Source organism: Bartonella sp. HY038 (genome assembly GCF_014117425.1).
Lineage (GTDB): Bacteria > Pseudomonadota > Alphaproteobacteria > Rhizobiales > Rhizobiaceae > HY038.
This window is the reverse complement of record NZ_CP059725.1, coordinates 1,001,404-1,017,940: the sequence shown is the minus strand read 5'-3', so window position 1 is coordinate 1,017,940 and position 16,537 is coordinate 1,001,404. Positions and strand designations below refer to the sequence as shown.

General features: G+C 39.7%; 17 protein-coding genes, 1 tRNA gene and 1 pseudogene. 5 read left to right on the top strand and 14 right to left on the bottom strand.

All coding sequences use genetic code 11. The features are described 5' to 3' along the window. Nucleotides 1-499: 499 nt before the first annotated feature. Nucleotides 500-1,270 carry a phosphatidylcholine synthase gene (gene pcsA / locus H3299_RS04305; protein WP_305852530.1) on the bottom strand — a complete coding sequence of 257 codons (771 nt, stop codon included), beginning with the start codon at nucleotides 1,268-1,270 and terminating at the stop codon, nucleotides 500-502. 365 nt (nucleotides 1,271-1,635) lie between these two features. Between pcsA and H3299_RS04300 the strand changes: the two genes are divergently transcribed. Further along, the gene (locus tag H3299_RS04300; protein ID WP_182419079.1) at nucleotides 1,636-2,850 is read left to right on the top strand and encodes a UbiH/UbiF family hydroxylase; all 1,215 of its coding nucleotides are present in this window, start codon (nucleotides 1,636-1,638) and stop codon (nucleotides 2,848-2,850) included. A gap of 373 nt (nucleotides 2,851-3,223) precedes the next feature. Here the strand turns inward: H3299_RS04300 and grxD are convergent, their stop codons facing one another. From grxD to purC, 7 genes are all read right to left on the bottom strand, one after another. Further along, nucleotides 3,224-3,556 (bottom strand): Grx4 family monothiol glutaredoxin, encoded by a 333-nt coding sequence (grxD, locus tag H3299_RS04295; RefSeq protein ID WP_182419078.1) that lies wholly within the window; start codon nucleotides 3,554-3,556, stop codon nucleotides 3,224-3,226. A gap of 172 nt (nucleotides 3,557-3,728) precedes the next feature. Next, nucleotides 3,729-3,962, bottom strand: a complete 234-nt coding sequence (locus H3299_RS04290) for a BolA/IbaG family iron-sulfur metabolism protein (RefSeq protein ID WP_182419077.1) — start codon at nucleotides 3,960-3,962, stop codon at nucleotides 3,729-3,731. A 160-nt stretch (nucleotides 3,963-4,122) separates the two neighbouring features. Then, nucleotides 4,123-6,330 (bottom strand): phosphoribosylformylglycinamidine synthase subunit PurL, encoded by a 2,208-nt coding sequence (purL, locus tag H3299_RS04285; protein WP_182419076.1) that lies wholly within the window; start codon nucleotides 6,328-6,330, stop codon nucleotides 4,123-4,125. A 216-nt stretch (nucleotides 6,331-6,546) separates the two neighbouring features. After that, nucleotides 6,547-6,948 (bottom strand): hypothetical protein, encoded by a 402-nt coding sequence (locus tag H3299_RS04280; protein WP_182419075.1) that lies wholly within the window; start codon nucleotides 6,946-6,948, stop codon nucleotides 6,547-6,549. After that, entirely contained in the window at nucleotides 6,945-7,613 is a 669-nt protein-coding gene (gene purQ, locus H3299_RS04275; RefSeq protein WP_182419074.1) for a phosphoribosylformylglycinamidine synthase subunit PurQ, read from the bottom strand. The genes H3299_RS04280 and purQ overlap by 4 nt, the downstream gene beginning before the upstream one ends. 149 nt (nucleotides 7,614-7,762) lie before the next feature. Continuing rightward, nucleotides 7,763-8,002, bottom strand: coding sequence for a phosphoribosylformylglycinamidine synthase subunit PurS (gene purS / locus H3299_RS04270; protein WP_182419073.1), 240 nt, complete (start codon nucleotides 8,000-8,002; stop codon nucleotides 7,763-7,765). Between the two features lie 198 nt (nucleotides 8,003-8,200). Continuing rightward, on the bottom strand, nucleotides 8,201-8,965 hold the full coding sequence (purC, locus tag H3299_RS04265; RefSeq protein ID WP_182419072.1) for a phosphoribosylaminoimidazolesuccinocarboxamide synthase: 765 nt from the start codon (nucleotides 8,963-8,965) through the stop codon (nucleotides 8,201-8,203). Between the two features lie 200 nt (nucleotides 8,966-9,165). Here purC and H3299_RS04260 point away from each other — a divergent pair, with 200 nt between their 5' ends. Further along, nucleotides 9,166-9,480: a DUF1476 domain-containing protein gene (locus H3299_RS04260; RefSeq protein ID WP_182419071.1), complete on the top strand. Its 315-nt coding sequence runs from the start codon at nucleotides 9,166-9,168 to the stop codon at nucleotides 9,478-9,480. A gap of 108 nt (nucleotides 9,481-9,588) precedes the next feature. On the opposite strand, the gene H3299_RS04255 is transcribed toward H3299_RS04260, so the two are convergent. Together H3299_RS04255 and H3299_RS04250 are read right to left on the bottom strand one after the other, a co-directional pair. Further along, nucleotides 9,589-10,305: an MgtC/SapB family protein gene (locus H3299_RS04255; protein ID WP_182419070.1), complete on the bottom strand. Its 717-nt coding sequence runs from the start codon at nucleotides 10,303-10,305 to the stop codon at nucleotides 9,589-9,591. Between the two features lie 346 nt (nucleotides 10,306-10,651). Next, complete coding sequence (locus H3299_RS04250) at nucleotides 10,652-11,038, bottom strand: flagellar export protein FliJ (protein WP_182419069.1); 387 nt, start codon at nucleotides 11,036-11,038, stop codon at nucleotides 10,652-10,654. Between the two features lie 684 nt (nucleotides 11,039-11,722). Between H3299_RS04250 and ctrA the strand changes: the two genes are divergently transcribed. After that, nucleotides 11,723-12,424: a response regulator transcription factor CtrA gene (gene ctrA, locus H3299_RS04245; RefSeq protein WP_182419068.1), complete on the top strand. Its 702-nt coding sequence runs from the start codon at nucleotides 11,723-11,725 to the stop codon at nucleotides 12,422-12,424. A 60-nt stretch (nucleotides 12,425-12,484) separates the two neighbouring features. On the opposite strand, the gene H3299_RS04240 is transcribed toward ctrA, so the two are convergent. After that, complete coding sequence (locus H3299_RS04240) at nucleotides 12,485-12,979, bottom strand: hypothetical protein (protein WP_182419067.1); 495 nt, start codon at nucleotides 12,977-12,979, stop codon at nucleotides 12,485-12,487. Nucleotides 12,980-13,351: 372 nt separating this feature from the next. On the opposite strand from H3299_RS04240, the gene H3299_RS04235 reads away from it, so the two are divergent. Both H3299_RS04235 and H3299_RS04230 read left to right on the top strand, forming a co-directional pair. Then, a tRNA-Pro gene (locus tag H3299_RS04235) sits at nucleotides 13,352-13,428 on the top strand. A gap of 394 nt (nucleotides 13,429-13,822) precedes the next feature. After that, nucleotides 13,823-14,128, top strand: coding sequence for an ETC complex I subunit (locus H3299_RS04230; RefSeq protein WP_182419066.1), 306 nt, complete (start codon nucleotides 13,823-13,825; stop codon nucleotides 14,126-14,128). A 643-nt stretch (nucleotides 14,129-14,771) separates the two neighbouring features. On the opposite strand, the gene H3299_RS04225 is transcribed toward H3299_RS04230, so the two are convergent. The 3 genes and pseudogenes from H3299_RS04225 to H3299_RS04215 all read right to left on the bottom strand — a co-directional run. After that, nucleotides 14,772-15,374, bottom strand: a complete 603-nt coding sequence (locus H3299_RS04225; RefSeq protein WP_182419065.1) for a YqgE/AlgH family protein — start codon at nucleotides 15,372-15,374, stop codon at nucleotides 14,772-14,774. A gap of 280 nt (nucleotides 15,375-15,654) precedes the next feature. Beyond that, nucleotides 15,655-15,927 carry a hypothetical protein gene (locus tag H3299_RS04220; protein ID WP_182419064.1) on the bottom strand — a complete coding sequence of 91 codons (273 nt, stop codon included), beginning with the start codon at nucleotides 15,925-15,927 and terminating at the stop codon, nucleotides 15,655-15,657. Nucleotides 15,928-16,016: 89 nt separating this feature from the next. Then, nucleotides 16,017-16,520, bottom strand: a pseudogene (locus tag H3299_RS04215) (cold-shock protein); the annotation flags it as partial. Nucleotides 16,521-16,537: the final 17 nt, after the last annotated feature.

The window sequence follows — 16,537 nt, the reverse complement described above, 5'->3', positions numbered from 1 at the left end:
GTAATGAAACCGCAACCAAATCGCAAACCCTAGCGATGAGGTTTTGTTGACGACCAACCAGAAACTAGCCGCATAGACACAAATTGTTTAAATCAAATAATGTTACAATTTGGTAACATATTGCGATTAGTGGTAGCAAGCACGCTTTCACGCTTATCAACAATGCTTTGACTGATACCTTTAAAACCCTAATATAAGCAATTGATTTTTAAGACAAATCAGCTAAAAAACTCTATTTTCGCTTTAAATTATAGTTAATATTTATCCCTTTGGAGCCTTAAGCTAAAATGTTATCATATAATTTAAAAAAGTTGAATAAATTGCCAAAATTTACCCACAAACACGAGCATTTTTTAAAATCACCTAAATGAATCATATAGTTGATCACGCAATGTAACAAATCAGTTTTATTGCAATTTTGCAAAATAGGCGTAATTAACCGTCAATATTATTGTATATGACTTCCAACACTGCAAAACTTCATCCTCCGCAAAAATGCTTATGATTTTGACCTAAGTCCAAATTTTGGAAAAAGCTGCAAAATAAAACCAATACCAAAAATATAAATACTGGTAATCATCAGACCTAACTTTGTCCAATAAGGCGCTTCAAGGTTATAAAACAATGCAACAACACCAAAGCCACACCACGCTAAAAAGACGCTTAAATTTAACGGCCGCAGGCGCACAACCCGAACTGGGTGGAGAAAATATATCGGCACAAAGGATAAAACCGCTGCAAACACAACAACACCAAAAGCCACCCACTCACCGGGCTCTAGCACGAAAAGCGCAAACACCACCATATTCCAAACAACAGGAAAGCCTTTGAAGAAATTTTCTTTTGTCTTCATTGCGGTATCGGCGTAATAGATTGCACTGCTAATCACAATGATCGCGCCTGATAAAAATGATAGCCCCTCGCCCATGAAGCCGCGTTGATAAAGCGCAAAGGCAGGAATAAGCACATAAGTGACGTAATCAATAATATTATCCAATAATTCGCCAGACCAAGTCGGCAAAACATATTTTACGTCCAGTTTTCTTGCTATCGGGCCATCAATCCCATCAACAAATAAAGCAAGCCCCAACCAGAAAAACATAGCTGTCCACTGTTTTTCAGACGCTGCAACAAGCGATAAGAAAGCTAAAAATGATCCCGATGCAGTTAAAAGATGTACCGAAAAGGCTCGCGCCTGTGGCATAGTTACCTTTTTTGCCAATAGGCGTTCTTTGCCATCTTTTATCTTTTCAGAAAAACTATTTTTCACGCGAGCATCATCCCTGTTTAATCCATCCACAAAAGCGGATCTTGCACTTTTAATAGTATTAAAGTGAAAGAGCTACAACAAAGAATTGTAATAAAGCAACCAATATTCATTTTTTAATCAAAGGCACCACCTTGTATAACAGCTTATCAAGTGCAAAACTAAGGTTTTATAACACAATCAAATCAAAATAGTCTCGAATGGTGTGATTACGGCATTAGCGCGCTAATATAGGTGTTTATGATAAATGTGGCACAAAATATCTATATAAAATATGCCCATTGGACAAAAGCTCCGTCAATCTTTGCTTTTTATTGCAAAAAATAAATGATAGATTGCCAAAATAATGAAATGAAAAGGATGCTGTCATGCAAGATGCCGATATTTCTCCCAACACCAAAAGCAAAATCGCCATTGTTGGCGCGGGACCTGCTGGAATGTTTGCGGCACTTAAATTGGCGGGACATTTTGATAATATTTTGCTAATTGGTCCAAGCACCGACCAAAATGACATGCGCACCACCGCACTTATGATGCCAGCCATTAAACAGCTTGATGAAATTGGCATTTGGCAAGATTTGGCAAGCAAAGCTGCCCCACTTGCTACCATGCGGATCATTGATGGCACCAAGCGGCTTATTCGCTCGCCCTGTGTAACATTCCGTGCAAGTGAAATTAACGAGCAAGCTTTTGGCTTTAACATTCCTAATATTTCACTGAATGCTGCTTTAAAAACTGCGGTGGAGCAGTGCGAAAAAATAAAACAATTACCAAACCATGTCACCCATTATGAACATTTAGATAATGGAGTGCAGGTTACCCTTGATAATGGTGATGTGATTACCACCCAATTGCTAGTTGCAGCAGATGGAAGAAACTCGGCAGCAAGAGAAGCTGCCAGCATTGAAACACGGCAATGGGCTTATCCACAAACTGCCGTCATTTTAAGCTTTTCACACCCATTACCACACCTAAACACCTCAACCGAATTTCACACCAGTGAAGGGCCGTTTACGCAAGTGCCATTACCTGGCAATAAATCGAGCCTCGTTTGGGTGCAAAAGCCCGAAAAAGCTAATAGACTATTAGGCCTTGGGCCAGAGGCTTTAGCCAAAGAAATTGAAGAAAAAATGGGCTCAATGCTTGGTAAAGTAACCATTGAAACACCCGTGCAAGCATGGCCAATGGGCGGCGCAGTGCCTAAATATTTTGCCCGTAATAGAACAATCCTTATTGGTGAGGCTGCGCACGTATTCCCGCCTATTGGCGCACAAGGTTTAAACCTTGGAATTCGCGATGTTGTTGATTTGACAAATGCCGCAGCAAAAAACCTCGAAGATCCCGGCTCGGACAATGCAATCAGCGATTATAACCGTCACCGCAAGCCCGACATTTGGGCGCGTACTGGCTTTGTGCACTTGCTTAACCGTGCTTTATTATCAGATTTTCTGCCCGTGCAAATGGTGCGCAGTGGTGGCCTTGAGCTTTTGCGACAGTTTTCGCCCTTGCGTACGCTTTTCATGCATGAAGCTATGCAACCCGGCCAAGGTTTTTCATGCTTAAAACCAAAATTTTTAAAATAGTAGTCTTAGGGTGGTAGAACCAATAAAGTGAAAACGCGGCAGGAAAACAAACAACGGCTTAATGAAACCCTATATTTTCAATCAAGCCTTGTTTGATTTATGCCTAACCTACACCTTTAAGCAAGCCCAGAACTTCAATGGATATGACACTAATAATAACAATGCTATTTTTTGGGTCTGCATCCAGAATATCAAAATGAACTATCATAGAGTGCTTTATTCAACCCAATAGCCGCCTCCAAAAAGACACGGCCGTGAGAGGTACCCATATAACGCATATGGCTAGTTAAGTTCTAATTCAATAATATATAAACAATAAAAAAGGGGAACCAATCTCAAGGAATGGTCCCCCTTTTTTTCAATATAAAACAATTTAAGCGTTTTGTACGCTAATGCCTTTATCTTCCAATAATGTTTTAAGTTCACCCTGTTGGAACATTTCACGCACGATGTCAGCACCGCCAACAAATTCACCCTTAACATAAAGCTGAGGAATTGTTGGCCAATTGGAATATTCCTTAATGCCTTGGCGCAATTCGTCAGATGTGAGAATGTTTACGCCCTTATAGGCAACACCAAGATAATCGAGAATTTGAACGACTTGGCCTGAAAAACCACATTGTGGAAAGCCGGGCGTACCTTTCATGAAAAGTACAATATCATTGCTCTTAACTTCATTATCAATGAAATCATTCATGCCGGTCATTCTATAATCCTTCCTGCGCAGCTTTGGGGCTAATAGCTGCATTATTTCAAGTGCTTTACCATTAAAAAGCAACCTTGCGTGATTTAATATTTAACTTTTTATATGGTAAGTTTCTTTTACTTAACCATAGTCATTTTAAAGAATATGCGATTTAACTTAATAATAACGCAAATTATTCTGGCACACTGGTTTGCAATGCAAGGGCATGCAATACACCGCCCATATTGCCTTGCAATGCATCATATACCATTTTATGCTGCGCAACACGGCTTTTGCCGCGAAAGCTTTCCGCAATAACTTCAGCAGCATAATGTTCACCATCGCCAGCAAGATCGCGAATAGTTACTTTGGCATCAGGTATGCCCTCGCGAATGAGCTTTTCAATCGCATGCGCGTCCATTGCCATGAGAAATTCTCCTATTTTGAATTGTTACAATAATATAATGGCTGTTAGTTAAATGTCAAATCACTATGGCAGTACCAACAACATTGCTTGTTTTAAAAAGCTATCTTAAAAAATAAAGCCTCAAATGAATATCTAATTCAATTGAGGCTTCAGCAATGGCTTATTCTTGTCCCATAAAGTCAGGGAACCAACCTTCAAAGCAATTGTTTAATTGTTCAACCGACAGGCTGAAGCAATTAGCAATATCAAGCATCGATCCTTCAACTTGGCCAAGTTGGCGCAGTTCAATGCCGTTTAAATAAGCGCGATTAGTAATATCATCAAGATTTTCAGGGTTAATTGCTATTACGTAGCGCGCTTGATCCTCACCAAATAACTCACTAACCCGCGTGCCATTGCCTAGCGTTACCTTTGCACCTTTTTCAGATTTGATGCACATTTCAGCAAGGCTAATTGCCAAGCCGCCATCGGATATATCATGACATGCTGTGACCAAGCTTTTTTCTATAAGCGAGCGAACAAAATCGCCATTTCGCTTTTCTACAGAAAGATCAACCTTAGGCGGTAAGCCTTCCGTGCGCCCTAAAATATCGCGCAAATAAATCGATTGGCCAAGATGGCGACCATCACCGCCAATGAGCAATAATATATCACCCGCTTGCATGCCGCCAATAGTGGCCATATGCGCCCAGTCAGCAATAATGCCGACGCCCGCCATGGTCGGTGTTGGCAAAATAGCTTCACCATTGGTTTCATTGTAAAGCGACACATTACCCGAAACGATTGGAAAATTAAGTGCATTACAAGCTTCACCAATGCCTTTAATGGCAAAAACCAACTGCCCCATAATTTCAGGCTTTTCAGGATTGCCAAAATTCAAATTATCGGTTGAAGCAAGGGGCGTTGCTCCTGTTGCAGTAATATTGCGCCAGCATTCAGCAACGGCTTGCTTGCCCCCTTCATATGGAGAGGCTTCACAATAGCGTGGGGTGACATCAGATGAAAATGCAAGTGCGCGTTTATCATTACTGTCAACACGAATGACGCCGGCATCGCCGCCAGGGCAAACAAGGCTATTGCCTTGGATTAAGGTGTCATATTGTTCATAAACCCAGCGCCGTGACGATAAATCAGGTGAGCCTAACAATTTTAAAAGATCACTGCCGAAATCGCCTTGGTCAGCAATTTCGTTATCATTTAGTGCAGTTGGAAGCTTTGGTTCCACCCAAGGACGATCATATTCTGGCGCTTCATCACCAAGCTCTTTAATTGGCAAATTGGCAACTTCAACACCTTGATGAAGGACGCGGAAACGAAGATCATCCGTGGTTTTACCACAAATTGCAAAATCAAGGCCCCATTTTTTGAAAATTGCTTCAGCTTCAGCTTCTTTTTCTGGCAGCAACACCATGAGCATACGCTCCTGGCTTTCTGATAGCATCATTTCATAAGCGGTCATATTTGCTTCGCGGGCTGGCACAAGATCAAGATTAAGCTCAATACCAAGATCACCCTTAGCGCCCATCTCAACGGCTGAGCAGGTAAGACCCGCCGCTCCCATATCTTGAATAGCAATCACTGCGCCGGTTGCCATTAATTCAAGGCAAGCTTCAAGCAAGCATTTTTCAGTAAATGGATCGCCAACTTGTACTGTGGGACGTTTTTCTTCAATCGAATCGTCAAACTCGGCAGATGCCATAGTTGCGCCTCCAACACCATCACGGCCAGTTTTGGCGCCAAGATATACAACGGGAAGCCCAACACCTTCAGCCTTAGAATAAAAAATCGCATTGGTTTTGGCAATACCTGCTGCAAAAGCATTGACCAAAATATTGCCATTATATCTTTTATCAAAATTAACTTCACCGCCAACGGTTGGAACCCCAAAGGCATTACCATAGCCACCAACACCTGAAACAACACCAGAAACAAGGTGTTTGGTGCGCGGATGGCTTGGCTCACCAAAACGCAGCGCATTCATGGCAGCTACAGGACGCGCACCCATGGTGAAAACATCACGTAAAATACCACCAACGCCGGTTGCTGCGCCCTGATATGGCTCAATATAAGATGGGTGATTATGGCTTTCCATTTTGAAAACCACACAATCGCCCTCGCCAATGTCGACAACGCCAGCATTTTCACCCGGCCCTTGGATGACGCAATTACCATCAATAGGCAGGGTACGTAGCCATTTTTTTGATGATTTATATGAGCAATGCTCATTCCACATAGCGGAAAAAATGCCAAGTTCAGTAAAGCTTGGTTCACGGCCGATAAGCTCGATAATACGGGCATATTCATTAGGCTGCAATCCATGCGCTGCGATAAGTTCAGGGGTTATTGCAACATCATTGCCAAGGCTCATCAGGTTTGGGCTCCGTATTCCCTAAGTGATAATAAATAATTGTTGGTCTAGCCAATCAAACTATCTATTAATGTTTGTCCTTACAACAGCTTGCTATGTTTACCTTTTAAAGGGTATTTCATATAATCTGTTGGCTCTTGATCTATTTCAACCAAACCCATTTCATTTTATATAAGGCTTGGTTGATTTTATTCGTTCAACATTCGTTTTATTCGTTCAACATTTATTGTCGCCAGCAGTCCAGCGTTTGATATTATCTGTTATTCTGCTGCTTAAATTACTGTCCATTAGCGGACCGTAATGCGCAACTTGTGCAGGGCTGCCCATGGCTTCCACCACCAAAAGTGGCCGATCAGTTGGTCTGTTATAAGCAACAAGCAAAATACGGGGCTTGCCACTATAGGATTGTAATTCAGGCGCAAGGCGATAGGCCTTGAATGCATTATCCCCTGATTTAAACCAGCAGCGATTAGCGGTTAAAGCAATGTGCTCCATGGTTGGTAAAGCTGCATGTTGGCTGTTAAAAACCGGTGGCTCAACAGGTAGAGTAACCCTATAACAGGCTGAAACACCTAGCAAACACACTCCAAGTACTATGGTTTCCTTTATGAATTTCATGCTGCAATACCTAAAGCGCCAGCAAAAAAGGCGCGTCCATCATCGCCGCCATGGGCCTTTTCAATAAGATTTTCAGGATGCGGCATCATACCAAGCACATTACCTTGCTTATTGATGATCCCAGCAATATCGTTGAGTGAACCATTAGGATTAGTGTTTTGTGCATAGCGTAAAACTACCTGACCATTATCTTCAAGCTGCTTTAGGCTTTCACTATCGGTAAAGTAATTGCCGTCATGATGGGCAACGGGACAGCGAATAATTTGCCCTTGTTGGTAGCCGGTTGTAAAAGCTGTATTTGCATTGGCGATTTCAAGCTTTACTTCGCGACAAACAAATTTAAGCGATGTATTGCGCATTAAAGCACCCGGTAAAAGACCCGCCTCAAGCAAAATTTGAAAACCATTGCATACGCCGAGAACTTTAACGCCTTTAGCGGCTTTTTCCTTAATTGCTTGCATAACCGGCATGCGTGCAGCAATTGCACCACAGCGCAAATAGTCACCATAAGAAAAACCGCCCGGAATAACGATTAAATCAACATCAGGAATGGTTGTTTCTGTTTGCCAAACAGTGATTGGTTTGGTGCCTGAAATATCGCTCAAAGCGGTGATCATATCACGATCGCGATTTAAGCCTGGTAACTGGATAACAGCCGTTTTCATTTGCAAATCCTTGAAGATAACCAAGAGCACTTTTCTGGTATAAGCGGATTTTAAGCTAAAGTGCAGCACAAATTATGATCTTAAAATTGCCGATAATATAATAAACTGGCGGTCTAAGCAGCTTGCATTATAGGCAATTTGCTTTGAAATTATAAAATCTCAATGGTGAAATTTTCAATAACAGTATTGGCTAATAGTTTTTCGCACATGGCTTGCAATTCGCTTTGGGCAACGGCTTTGTCATTGGTTGCAAGTTCAATATCAAAGACTTTGCCTTGGCGAACAGAGTTAACACCACTAAAATCAAGTGCTTCCAAGGCACCAACAATAGCTTTTCCCTGTGGGTCAAGAACAGCGTTTTTAAGGGTAACGGTGACACGGGCTTTCATAACTTGTAATCTTTCTACTTGGCTGATTTATGGCTTGTTGACGCACATAAGAGATTTAATAACCAATGGAATTATAAGAATAGCATTTATAGGCTATATTTTCACTAAAGGTGCAACAAAGCCTATATAAAGGCAAATAAATGGCTCATTTAAGTGAAAATAAAAGCCTATAAATTCATGTCAGTAAGAGCTGGTGAGCTATTTCACCAATACCGGACCTTTAGGGCGCGGTGCTTCATTTTCGTTAATGATGCCAAGACGACGAGCAACTTCTTGATAAGCCTCAACGAGGCCACCCATGTCGCGGCGGAAACGATCCTTATCCAGTTTGTCATTGGTATTAACATCCCAAAGACGCGAAGAATCAGGGGAAATTTCGTCAGCAAGGACAATGCGCATCATATCGCCTTCCCAAAGGCGACCAAATTCCATTTTAAAATCAACAAGACGAATGCCTATGCCAATGAAAAGTCCGCTAAGGAAATCATTGATACGGCTTGCAATCGCCATAATTTCTTCAAGCTCAGAAGGGCTTGCCCAGCCAAGAGCAAAAATATGCTCTGCTGAAACCATTGGATCATCAAGTTCATCTTTTTTGAAATAAAACTCAATAATTGGGCTTGGTAATGGTGTGCCTTCCTCAATGCCTAAACGCTTAGAAAAAGAACCCGCGGCAATATTGCGAACAACAACTTCAAGGGGAATTATTTCAACCGCATGAATGAGCTGTTCACGCATATTAATACTTTTGATGAAATGGGTAGGAATACCTATTTCTTCTAGCAGTGTAAATATACGTTCAGAAATACGATTATTAAGAACGCCTTTACCATCAATCACTTCATGCTTTTTAGCATTAAATGCTGTTGCATCATCTTTGAAAAACTGGATGAGCGTTCCTGGTTCTGGCCCTTCATAAAGAATTTTGGCCTTACCTTCATAAATGCGACGACGACGGTTCATGGCAACTCTCTTCACTATATTGAAATAAACTATTTAAGCTCACTATAGCAAATCGCAAAGAATCTCAATCATGCGCAGCCTTAAGATTGTAGAAAAAACAACATTGACAACAGTTTTTAACAATTGCGCCTTGATTGTTACGCTTTTATACGGCAAGTAGTTAAAGAAGTTTCTTTGTTGCCATGAATTCGGAGGGTGCAATGAGTGGTATGAGTGAACGCGGTGAAGCGTTAGAGAATAAATTTTTTCATGATGCTGATTTGCGATTCAAAGCTGAAGCACGCCGCAATCGTCAGCTTGGCTTATGGGCAGCTGAAAAGCTTGGTAAAGCCGGTGCAGATGCAGATGCTTATGCTAAAGAAGTTGTTATTTCTGATTTGAAAGAGCCAGGTGATAATGATGTTGTTGAAAAAGTTATGGCAGATTTTAAAGCCGCAAATGTTGCTGTCAGCGAAGATGAATTGCGTGAAAAAATGTTTGTGCTTTTAGAAGAAGCCGTTAAGTCTCTTACTTAGTATATTTATTTTAAACCAATCTATATTTAAAAAGCGCAATATCAATATTGGTATTGCGTTTTTTTTTCATTTCTACTGGCGTTGTTGGCTTGTCGCAGTTCTTGGTCTTTATTCGCGGGTACTGCTTTCCCAATTGGCATGGTGTACATTGCGTTCTTTTTCAAGCAAGTTAACCACCGCTTCAATTTCATCCTTATCAATGGCGGTGCTTACCAGAGTTGCAATCAGCTCTACCCTATCGCCAGATAGATCATAAATTTCAACGTCACTTACTGGATATTGTGCCTTTTCCAACAGGTCTACCATTTTTTCACGCAGCTCTGGTGCTGCATCGCGATTAACCGTTAAGCGAATTTCATAGGTTGCTTCGCCTGTTTCCTCGTTTAGTGGAATACGATTGATAAGATTAACAAGCCGCCTTAATACTGTATTGCCGAATATCACAAAAAAGGTGAGCAATGTTGCTTCTGCAAGCATATCGCCGCCCGCACAAGAACCAACAGCCGCCGAACACCAAAGAGTTGCAGCGGTATTTAACCCGCGTACATTCATGCCTTCTTTCATGATGACACCAGCACCCAAAAAGCCGATACCAGAAACAACATAGGAAATGACCCTTACAGCTTCAGCATTGCCTGCCAAACGATGGCCAAGATCAACAAAAGCGGCCGCCCCTACTGCAACAAGCACATTGGTGCGTAAACCTGCAGTTCTTTGCCTATATTGGCGCTCTGCACCAATTAATGTACCGAGTACAAAAGCTGTTAACAGGCAAACAGCGGTGTCAAGAAATGGTAAGAGTGAAAAAGTTTCAGCAAATCTCATTAATCACCTATTGGTCAATTGCAAAGCAAAAAGCTAAGGCATAGTTTTGAGCATTCAATTAAATTGAAGCAATAAAACTTCATTGCATATCTATCTTTAGTGAAAATGTTATTTTTACTCTGATAAATGCTCACTTGCTGCTGCATAGGCAAGTTATATGACAGGAAAATGACACCTTACGCCTTGTTCCCCCAAGCTTTATTTATCTTAATTTTATTTACTTCTAAAACTTCAAGTTTATCAGCATTAATCGCATGATTTTACCAACAAATTATTTGCGAATAGCAATCCGCAAATAATTTGCAATCAATGGAATTTTAATTATAGAACTTATGATGGTAGAATATTAACCAATCATCGAACGTCGTTGAACAAAGCTAATTGTTTCCTCAAGAGTAGAACTACCATCGCGCACCTCAATCGCTTGCGCCTTAGCAAGTTCCGCCTCTGCTTCTTGCAAAGCAATAAGAGCTGCGGCTTTTTGTATGTTCAAATCATTAGCCGAGTTTAATAGGTTTTCACGCCTTTGCCGCGCTGCTGCCGCAAAAGTTGGATAGGCAAAATGGTTATGGTCGGTTATGCCCGCTTTGCGTTCTTCATTGGCGATTTGCGTTTCAAGCTCATTAGCCATGCGTTGAAACTCAAATGCCATGGTTTCAAGTTGGGTAATTTGTCGACGCTTTTCACGCACTTGGAATAGTTTTAGCCTAACAATCGTTTCACGCGGCTTCATACATAAACTCCCTCTATCATGAAGAAGCCTATGAAACTTCATCATGTGAAATACCCTCAAAATAAAAATGCTCAAATAAAAAGCTAAGCCTTACAGCAAAATTTTTGCAAAATATTTGATTGAGATGAATATAAAAGGCGAGACTTAAAGGGAGGTAAACAACCAAAAAAAATGTGGCAATGCTGTGAAATTATATTGGAGGGGTGTTATTGATGAGTGAACGGGCTGACATGTCATTAATGCCCGCCCTTAAAATTGCTATATAATCGATACTTAAAGGGACAATGCAAAATTTTATTATGAAAATAGTCTTTACTATAATTCATTGTTTTTTAATAAAGATATTAATTACTTAGTAAATGTCATTTTAGGAGTGATTTATTAGTTATCACTTTAATTTACTGAAATATATGATTTTTTTTATTTATGTTTTTTTAAGGAAAGTTAATCGCAGATAATTTTTTTTAAGGACTTGCATTACTGGATAACAATTTGTTAACCATTTTTCGGCAAATTAACAAACAAGGCAACGACAGTTCCGCGTGCTGCCAAAAGTAGATAAAATAAGGGCAATAGTTGCTTGTATTTTATGGTTAATTTTTTCAATTGAGGGGTCATTTTAAAAATTGACCCAATGTTTTGTTCGAGGCGGCCGATTCGTGGTTGCGGAAAAGGGAAATTATTATGCGCGTATTGTTGATTGAAGATGACAATGCAACAGCCCATAGCATCGAGTTAATGTTGAAGTCAGAAAGCTTCAATATCTATACTACCGATCTGGGCGAAGAGGGCGTTGATCTCGGCAAATTATATGATTACGATATTATTTTGCTTGATTTGAATTTGCCAGATATGTCGGGTTATGAAGTATTGCGCACATTGCGCTTGTCAAAGGTTAAGACACCAATTCTTATCCTTTCTGGCATGGGCGGCATTGAAGATAAGGTTCGTGGTCTTGGCTTTGGTGCAGATGATTATATGACCAAACCTTTCCATAAGGATGAGCTTATTGCACGCATTCATGCAATCGTACGCCGTTCTAAAGGCCATGCACAATCCGTGATTGCAACAGGCGACCTTATTGTTAACCTTGATGCAAAAACAGTTGAAATTTCTGGTCTTCCCGTTCACTTAACCGGTAAAGAATATCAAATGCTTGAGCTTTTGTCTTTGCGTAAAGGCACTACCCTTACCAAGGAAATGTTCTTAAACCATCTTTATGGTGGTATGGATGAGCCAGAATTAAAAATTATTGACGTTTTCATTTGTAAATTGCGCAAAAAACTTGATGCTGTTTCTGGTGGTCAAAATTATATTGAAACTGTTTGGGGGCGCGGTTATGTTTTGCGTGAACCTAATGGTGAAATCTTGCGTGAAACCGCTTAAATTTTAAGATTTGATTGCTGCATATAAAAGCCCTTACCTCCTATAAGAGGTAAGGGCTTTTTACGTTTGGGTATTAGATTCAATGAAAACCAGAATCTCACCTATATACTGCAAAGCATTTTGTAAGATATTCTCCATCAACTCTTTTTCATGGTTGAAATCAGGCTGATTCAAAAGCTGGACTTCCAAAGCGCTATAGCGTGGCATCGTGCTATAATTTTGCATCCATGGGCTGGTTTTAAAAAGGCGCCAAAACTTCTTTTGTATCATCATATTTTGCCCCATCAGCCATAGCTCAAAGGCCATATTTTGATGATTGAGCACAATGCCAAAGCGCAAGCCATGCTGCTTTACCAAGGCGTTGTAAAACGGAAAATAGCTATAGTCCATATAGCCAGGTGACACATTACCAAACGTAAAATTTTCACCTTCGGCCCTTATAAAAAGTCCTTTAAGGCGCATCATAAACTTTATTAGATATTGATATGCGGCTTTAATTTGCGGATTTTTTAATTGCTCACTATAGGCTGCAATTATTTTATTAATATCTGTCATTTTCAAAATCCTCAATTCATAAAGTCGCTGCAAGAATCATGATATTTAAAGCCCGATATAATGCAGCAACTATTATAAATAGTTGTCGATATTTTATTGAGGCGGTTTTCGCTCATAGGAAAATAGTCAATTGCCAAGTTAAAATTGCAGGGCATATTTTAAAATTTGGCCGATAATTTTCAAACAAGCGCATAATAGATTTTAGTTTTTAGTTTTTTTGCCAACTTTTTTCCACAGCCACGGCAGAATTCATAAAAAAATAAAAAAAAAGACATTTTTTTTAAAAAAACTAAAAAAAGGACTTGCACTTTCAAAGCAAACCTTTTAGACAGCAAACACGCTTGAGAGACACACCAACTCTTAAACAAAAGTCGGAGCGTAGCGCAGTCTGGTAGCGCATCTGGTTTGGGACCAGAGGGTCGTAGGTTCGAATCCTATCGCTCCGACCATTACTTTAAATAGTAATTTGGCAGAATTAAATATCAAGCAAAATATATTTTCAAAAAAAATTTACTAGATACTAGATATTTTGTCCAAAAAAGTCTTCTAATTTTATTAATCCCCAAAACAACTTTTTATTATTCCCTATTTGATTATCTATGGGGCTAAAGCGTAAATGTTTCATTTCCAACCCATGTTAGAATTATTTTAATTGCAATAATTGATTGTGGGCTGTATCGCTTAACTAAAGTTGATAAGAATGCCATGGCCGTGATTAAGAATCAAAATTCTTAGCATTGGAAGTTATAAAATAATCTTGATGGTTATTTTATTCTTTTTCTGGCATAGTGTTCTATATAATATGCTTTCAATAATTGAATTGAAATTGAAGGGTAAGTGAATATGGTTGCTCGTATCTATAGTCCTGCAAAAAATGCAATGCAGTCGGGCCAAGCTAAAACAGGTTATTGGATTTTGCAGTATGAGCCAGAACAGGCCAAGATGATTGATCCTTTAATGGGATATACTTCATCTGCCGACATGAAAAGCCAATTGCGTGTGCAATTTGACACGTTAGAAGATGCTATTGCTTATGCTAAGGCTGAAGGCATTGCTTATCGGGTGGAACCTGCCCATAAGCCAAATAGAGCGAATGTTTCTTATTCTGATAATTTTAAGTCAGACAGAAAAGCGCCTTGGACCCATTGAGTTTATAAAAATCAGAGCTTAAAGATCATAAGTCTGGTGATCTCATTAGCCTAATACAGTTGTATTAACATTGGGGTGCAGTGTTGCACCCTTAATTTTGTTTATCTATTTTGCTTTTTAAATTAATAGATTAATAAAACGAATTGCATAGCTTGATCTAAAGTGCCGCCCTCCTTGGGCTAAATTATTTTAGAATATTTGATAAAATATAAAATTATTATCCCCTCCTATTTTTTGCCATACCAAGTACAGATACACTATCAAACAGTGTCATTTCAAAACATAAGAATAGCAAAAACCCTATTTCAACCTATGATTACCGTCATTTTTATCTTTATAATATTTCATAAGATAAGCACTACACCATCTTGATATCATTAATATAAAGTAGCCCGTAAAAGATAATAAGCATTTATATCAATAGCATTTTTTGCAATGATAATCTCTACAAGCTAGCGACTTGCACCTTACGGCGAAACCTTTTCATCAAAATATCTAAATCTTTCTTTAAATATCTTTTTGCCATTATCAGCCCGATATCTAAATAGATTTAGTCAAAGATGAATTAAGATATGCACTCGGCAGCAAAGTTTAATTTTAAAAATCAACAGATTATAGCGCATTGAACGAGCAGTATGAAAGGTTAACTATTTCCCACCTGTCCTACCAAATGCATAGGATTAACACCAATTGATGCAAGAATACGATGATATTGCCCATCAAGTGCACCATCAAAAATCAATGACTGAGAGCATGGCGCAATCAACCAGCTATTATCAATAATCTCATCTTCCAATTGCCCTTCTTTCCAACCTGCATAGCCAAGTGCCACCAAGGATTTTTTAGGACCGCGCCCTTGAGCAATAGCCTTCAAAATATCAACTGTTGCAGTCAAGCCAACATCTTCAGAGACAGGCATAGTACTATCACTACAATAATCATCAGAATGCAAAACAAAGCCATGCCCTCTATCAACGGGGCCACCTTGGCGAATTGGTAAATCCCATAAATATTGTGGCAAAAGACTAGCTGCCGCCTCATCAATCAGGCGAAGCTGCATCAGAAGGCTTGGAAAAGTATAATTTTGCGCCTGATTTAAAATAATACCCATTGCGCCTTCTCGTGAATGGGCGCAGATATAAATAACGGCGCGTGCAAACCGTTCATCGGCCATATGGGGCATAGCGACGATAAGTTTACCGTTAAGATAATTATGTGAATGAGGATCAAGATTAATGTTTGCCATATAGTTAAGGTTATGGCTTATTTTCAGAATAACAAGAGGAAATATTAAAATTACAGTAAATTAACAAACTTTCTTGTAATAATGATTGCAATAAAAATTATACATTCCATATAAATTTTGTAATAATAATGGTGGCGGCGGCTTTTAGGCCCATTGCAGTCACAGGGGAGGATGCCCCCCTATGTGCAATTTCAACCAATAATAGGCGAGAAAAATTCCTTGCCACTTATTATACCCGATTTTCTCTTTTTAAACTTAAATAAAAGCTATGCCTTTTTTATTAATTAAAAATACGTTTACCGCACCGATAAGGACTTTCGCTCTTCAATTCTTGCCCAGTATCGTCATTGATAATGCGCAAAATAGCATTGGGCTTTGTAGCGCAATAGGCATTACGAATAGTATAAATTCCCCTTCCTTGCGCAAAAAGGTGCAACTTGGAAGGAACTTCATTGCCCTTGGCATCAATTTCGATAATATGATAATTTCCACTTAGGGTTAAACAACCCGTAAGCATCAAAACCCCAGCAAGCATAAGAATGCTTTTATACATGTAAACCCCCGTCTTAAAAAATCATCCCCTGATCATTGTCCCTGTTATTTAATGATAACAAAGACAATAATGCATAATTAATGGGCCTATTAATGGGTTTGAAACGTCACTGGATTATCAGGGTGGATTTCCACCGCCATCAAACCATGGCTACCATTACCAAAGCGCACTAGCACCACTTGCCCTGGACGCAATTCAGCCAAGCCATAGCGGCGCAATGTTTCCATGTGGATAAAAATATCCTCGGTCCCCTCGCCGCGTGATAAAAAGCCAAAGCCTTTATTGCGATTAAACCACTTAACGATAGCGCGCTCCAAGCCACTGGTTGGAATAACAATTTCCCGCGTTCTTTGTGGTAATTCTGCAGGATGAACGGCCGTCGTCATATCAATAGAAATAATGGCTACACATTGCAACCCACGCTCGCCTTGTTTTACTGTACATTGAACAAGCGCTCCCTCAAGCGCTGTTTGAAAGCCACCTTCGCGTAAAACATTAACATGCAATAAAATGTCTGATATTCCATCAATATCGGGCGTAATAAACCCATATCCTTTAGAAATATCAAACCATTTGATTTTCCCAGTAACTTGCGCAGTAGCCATTTCAC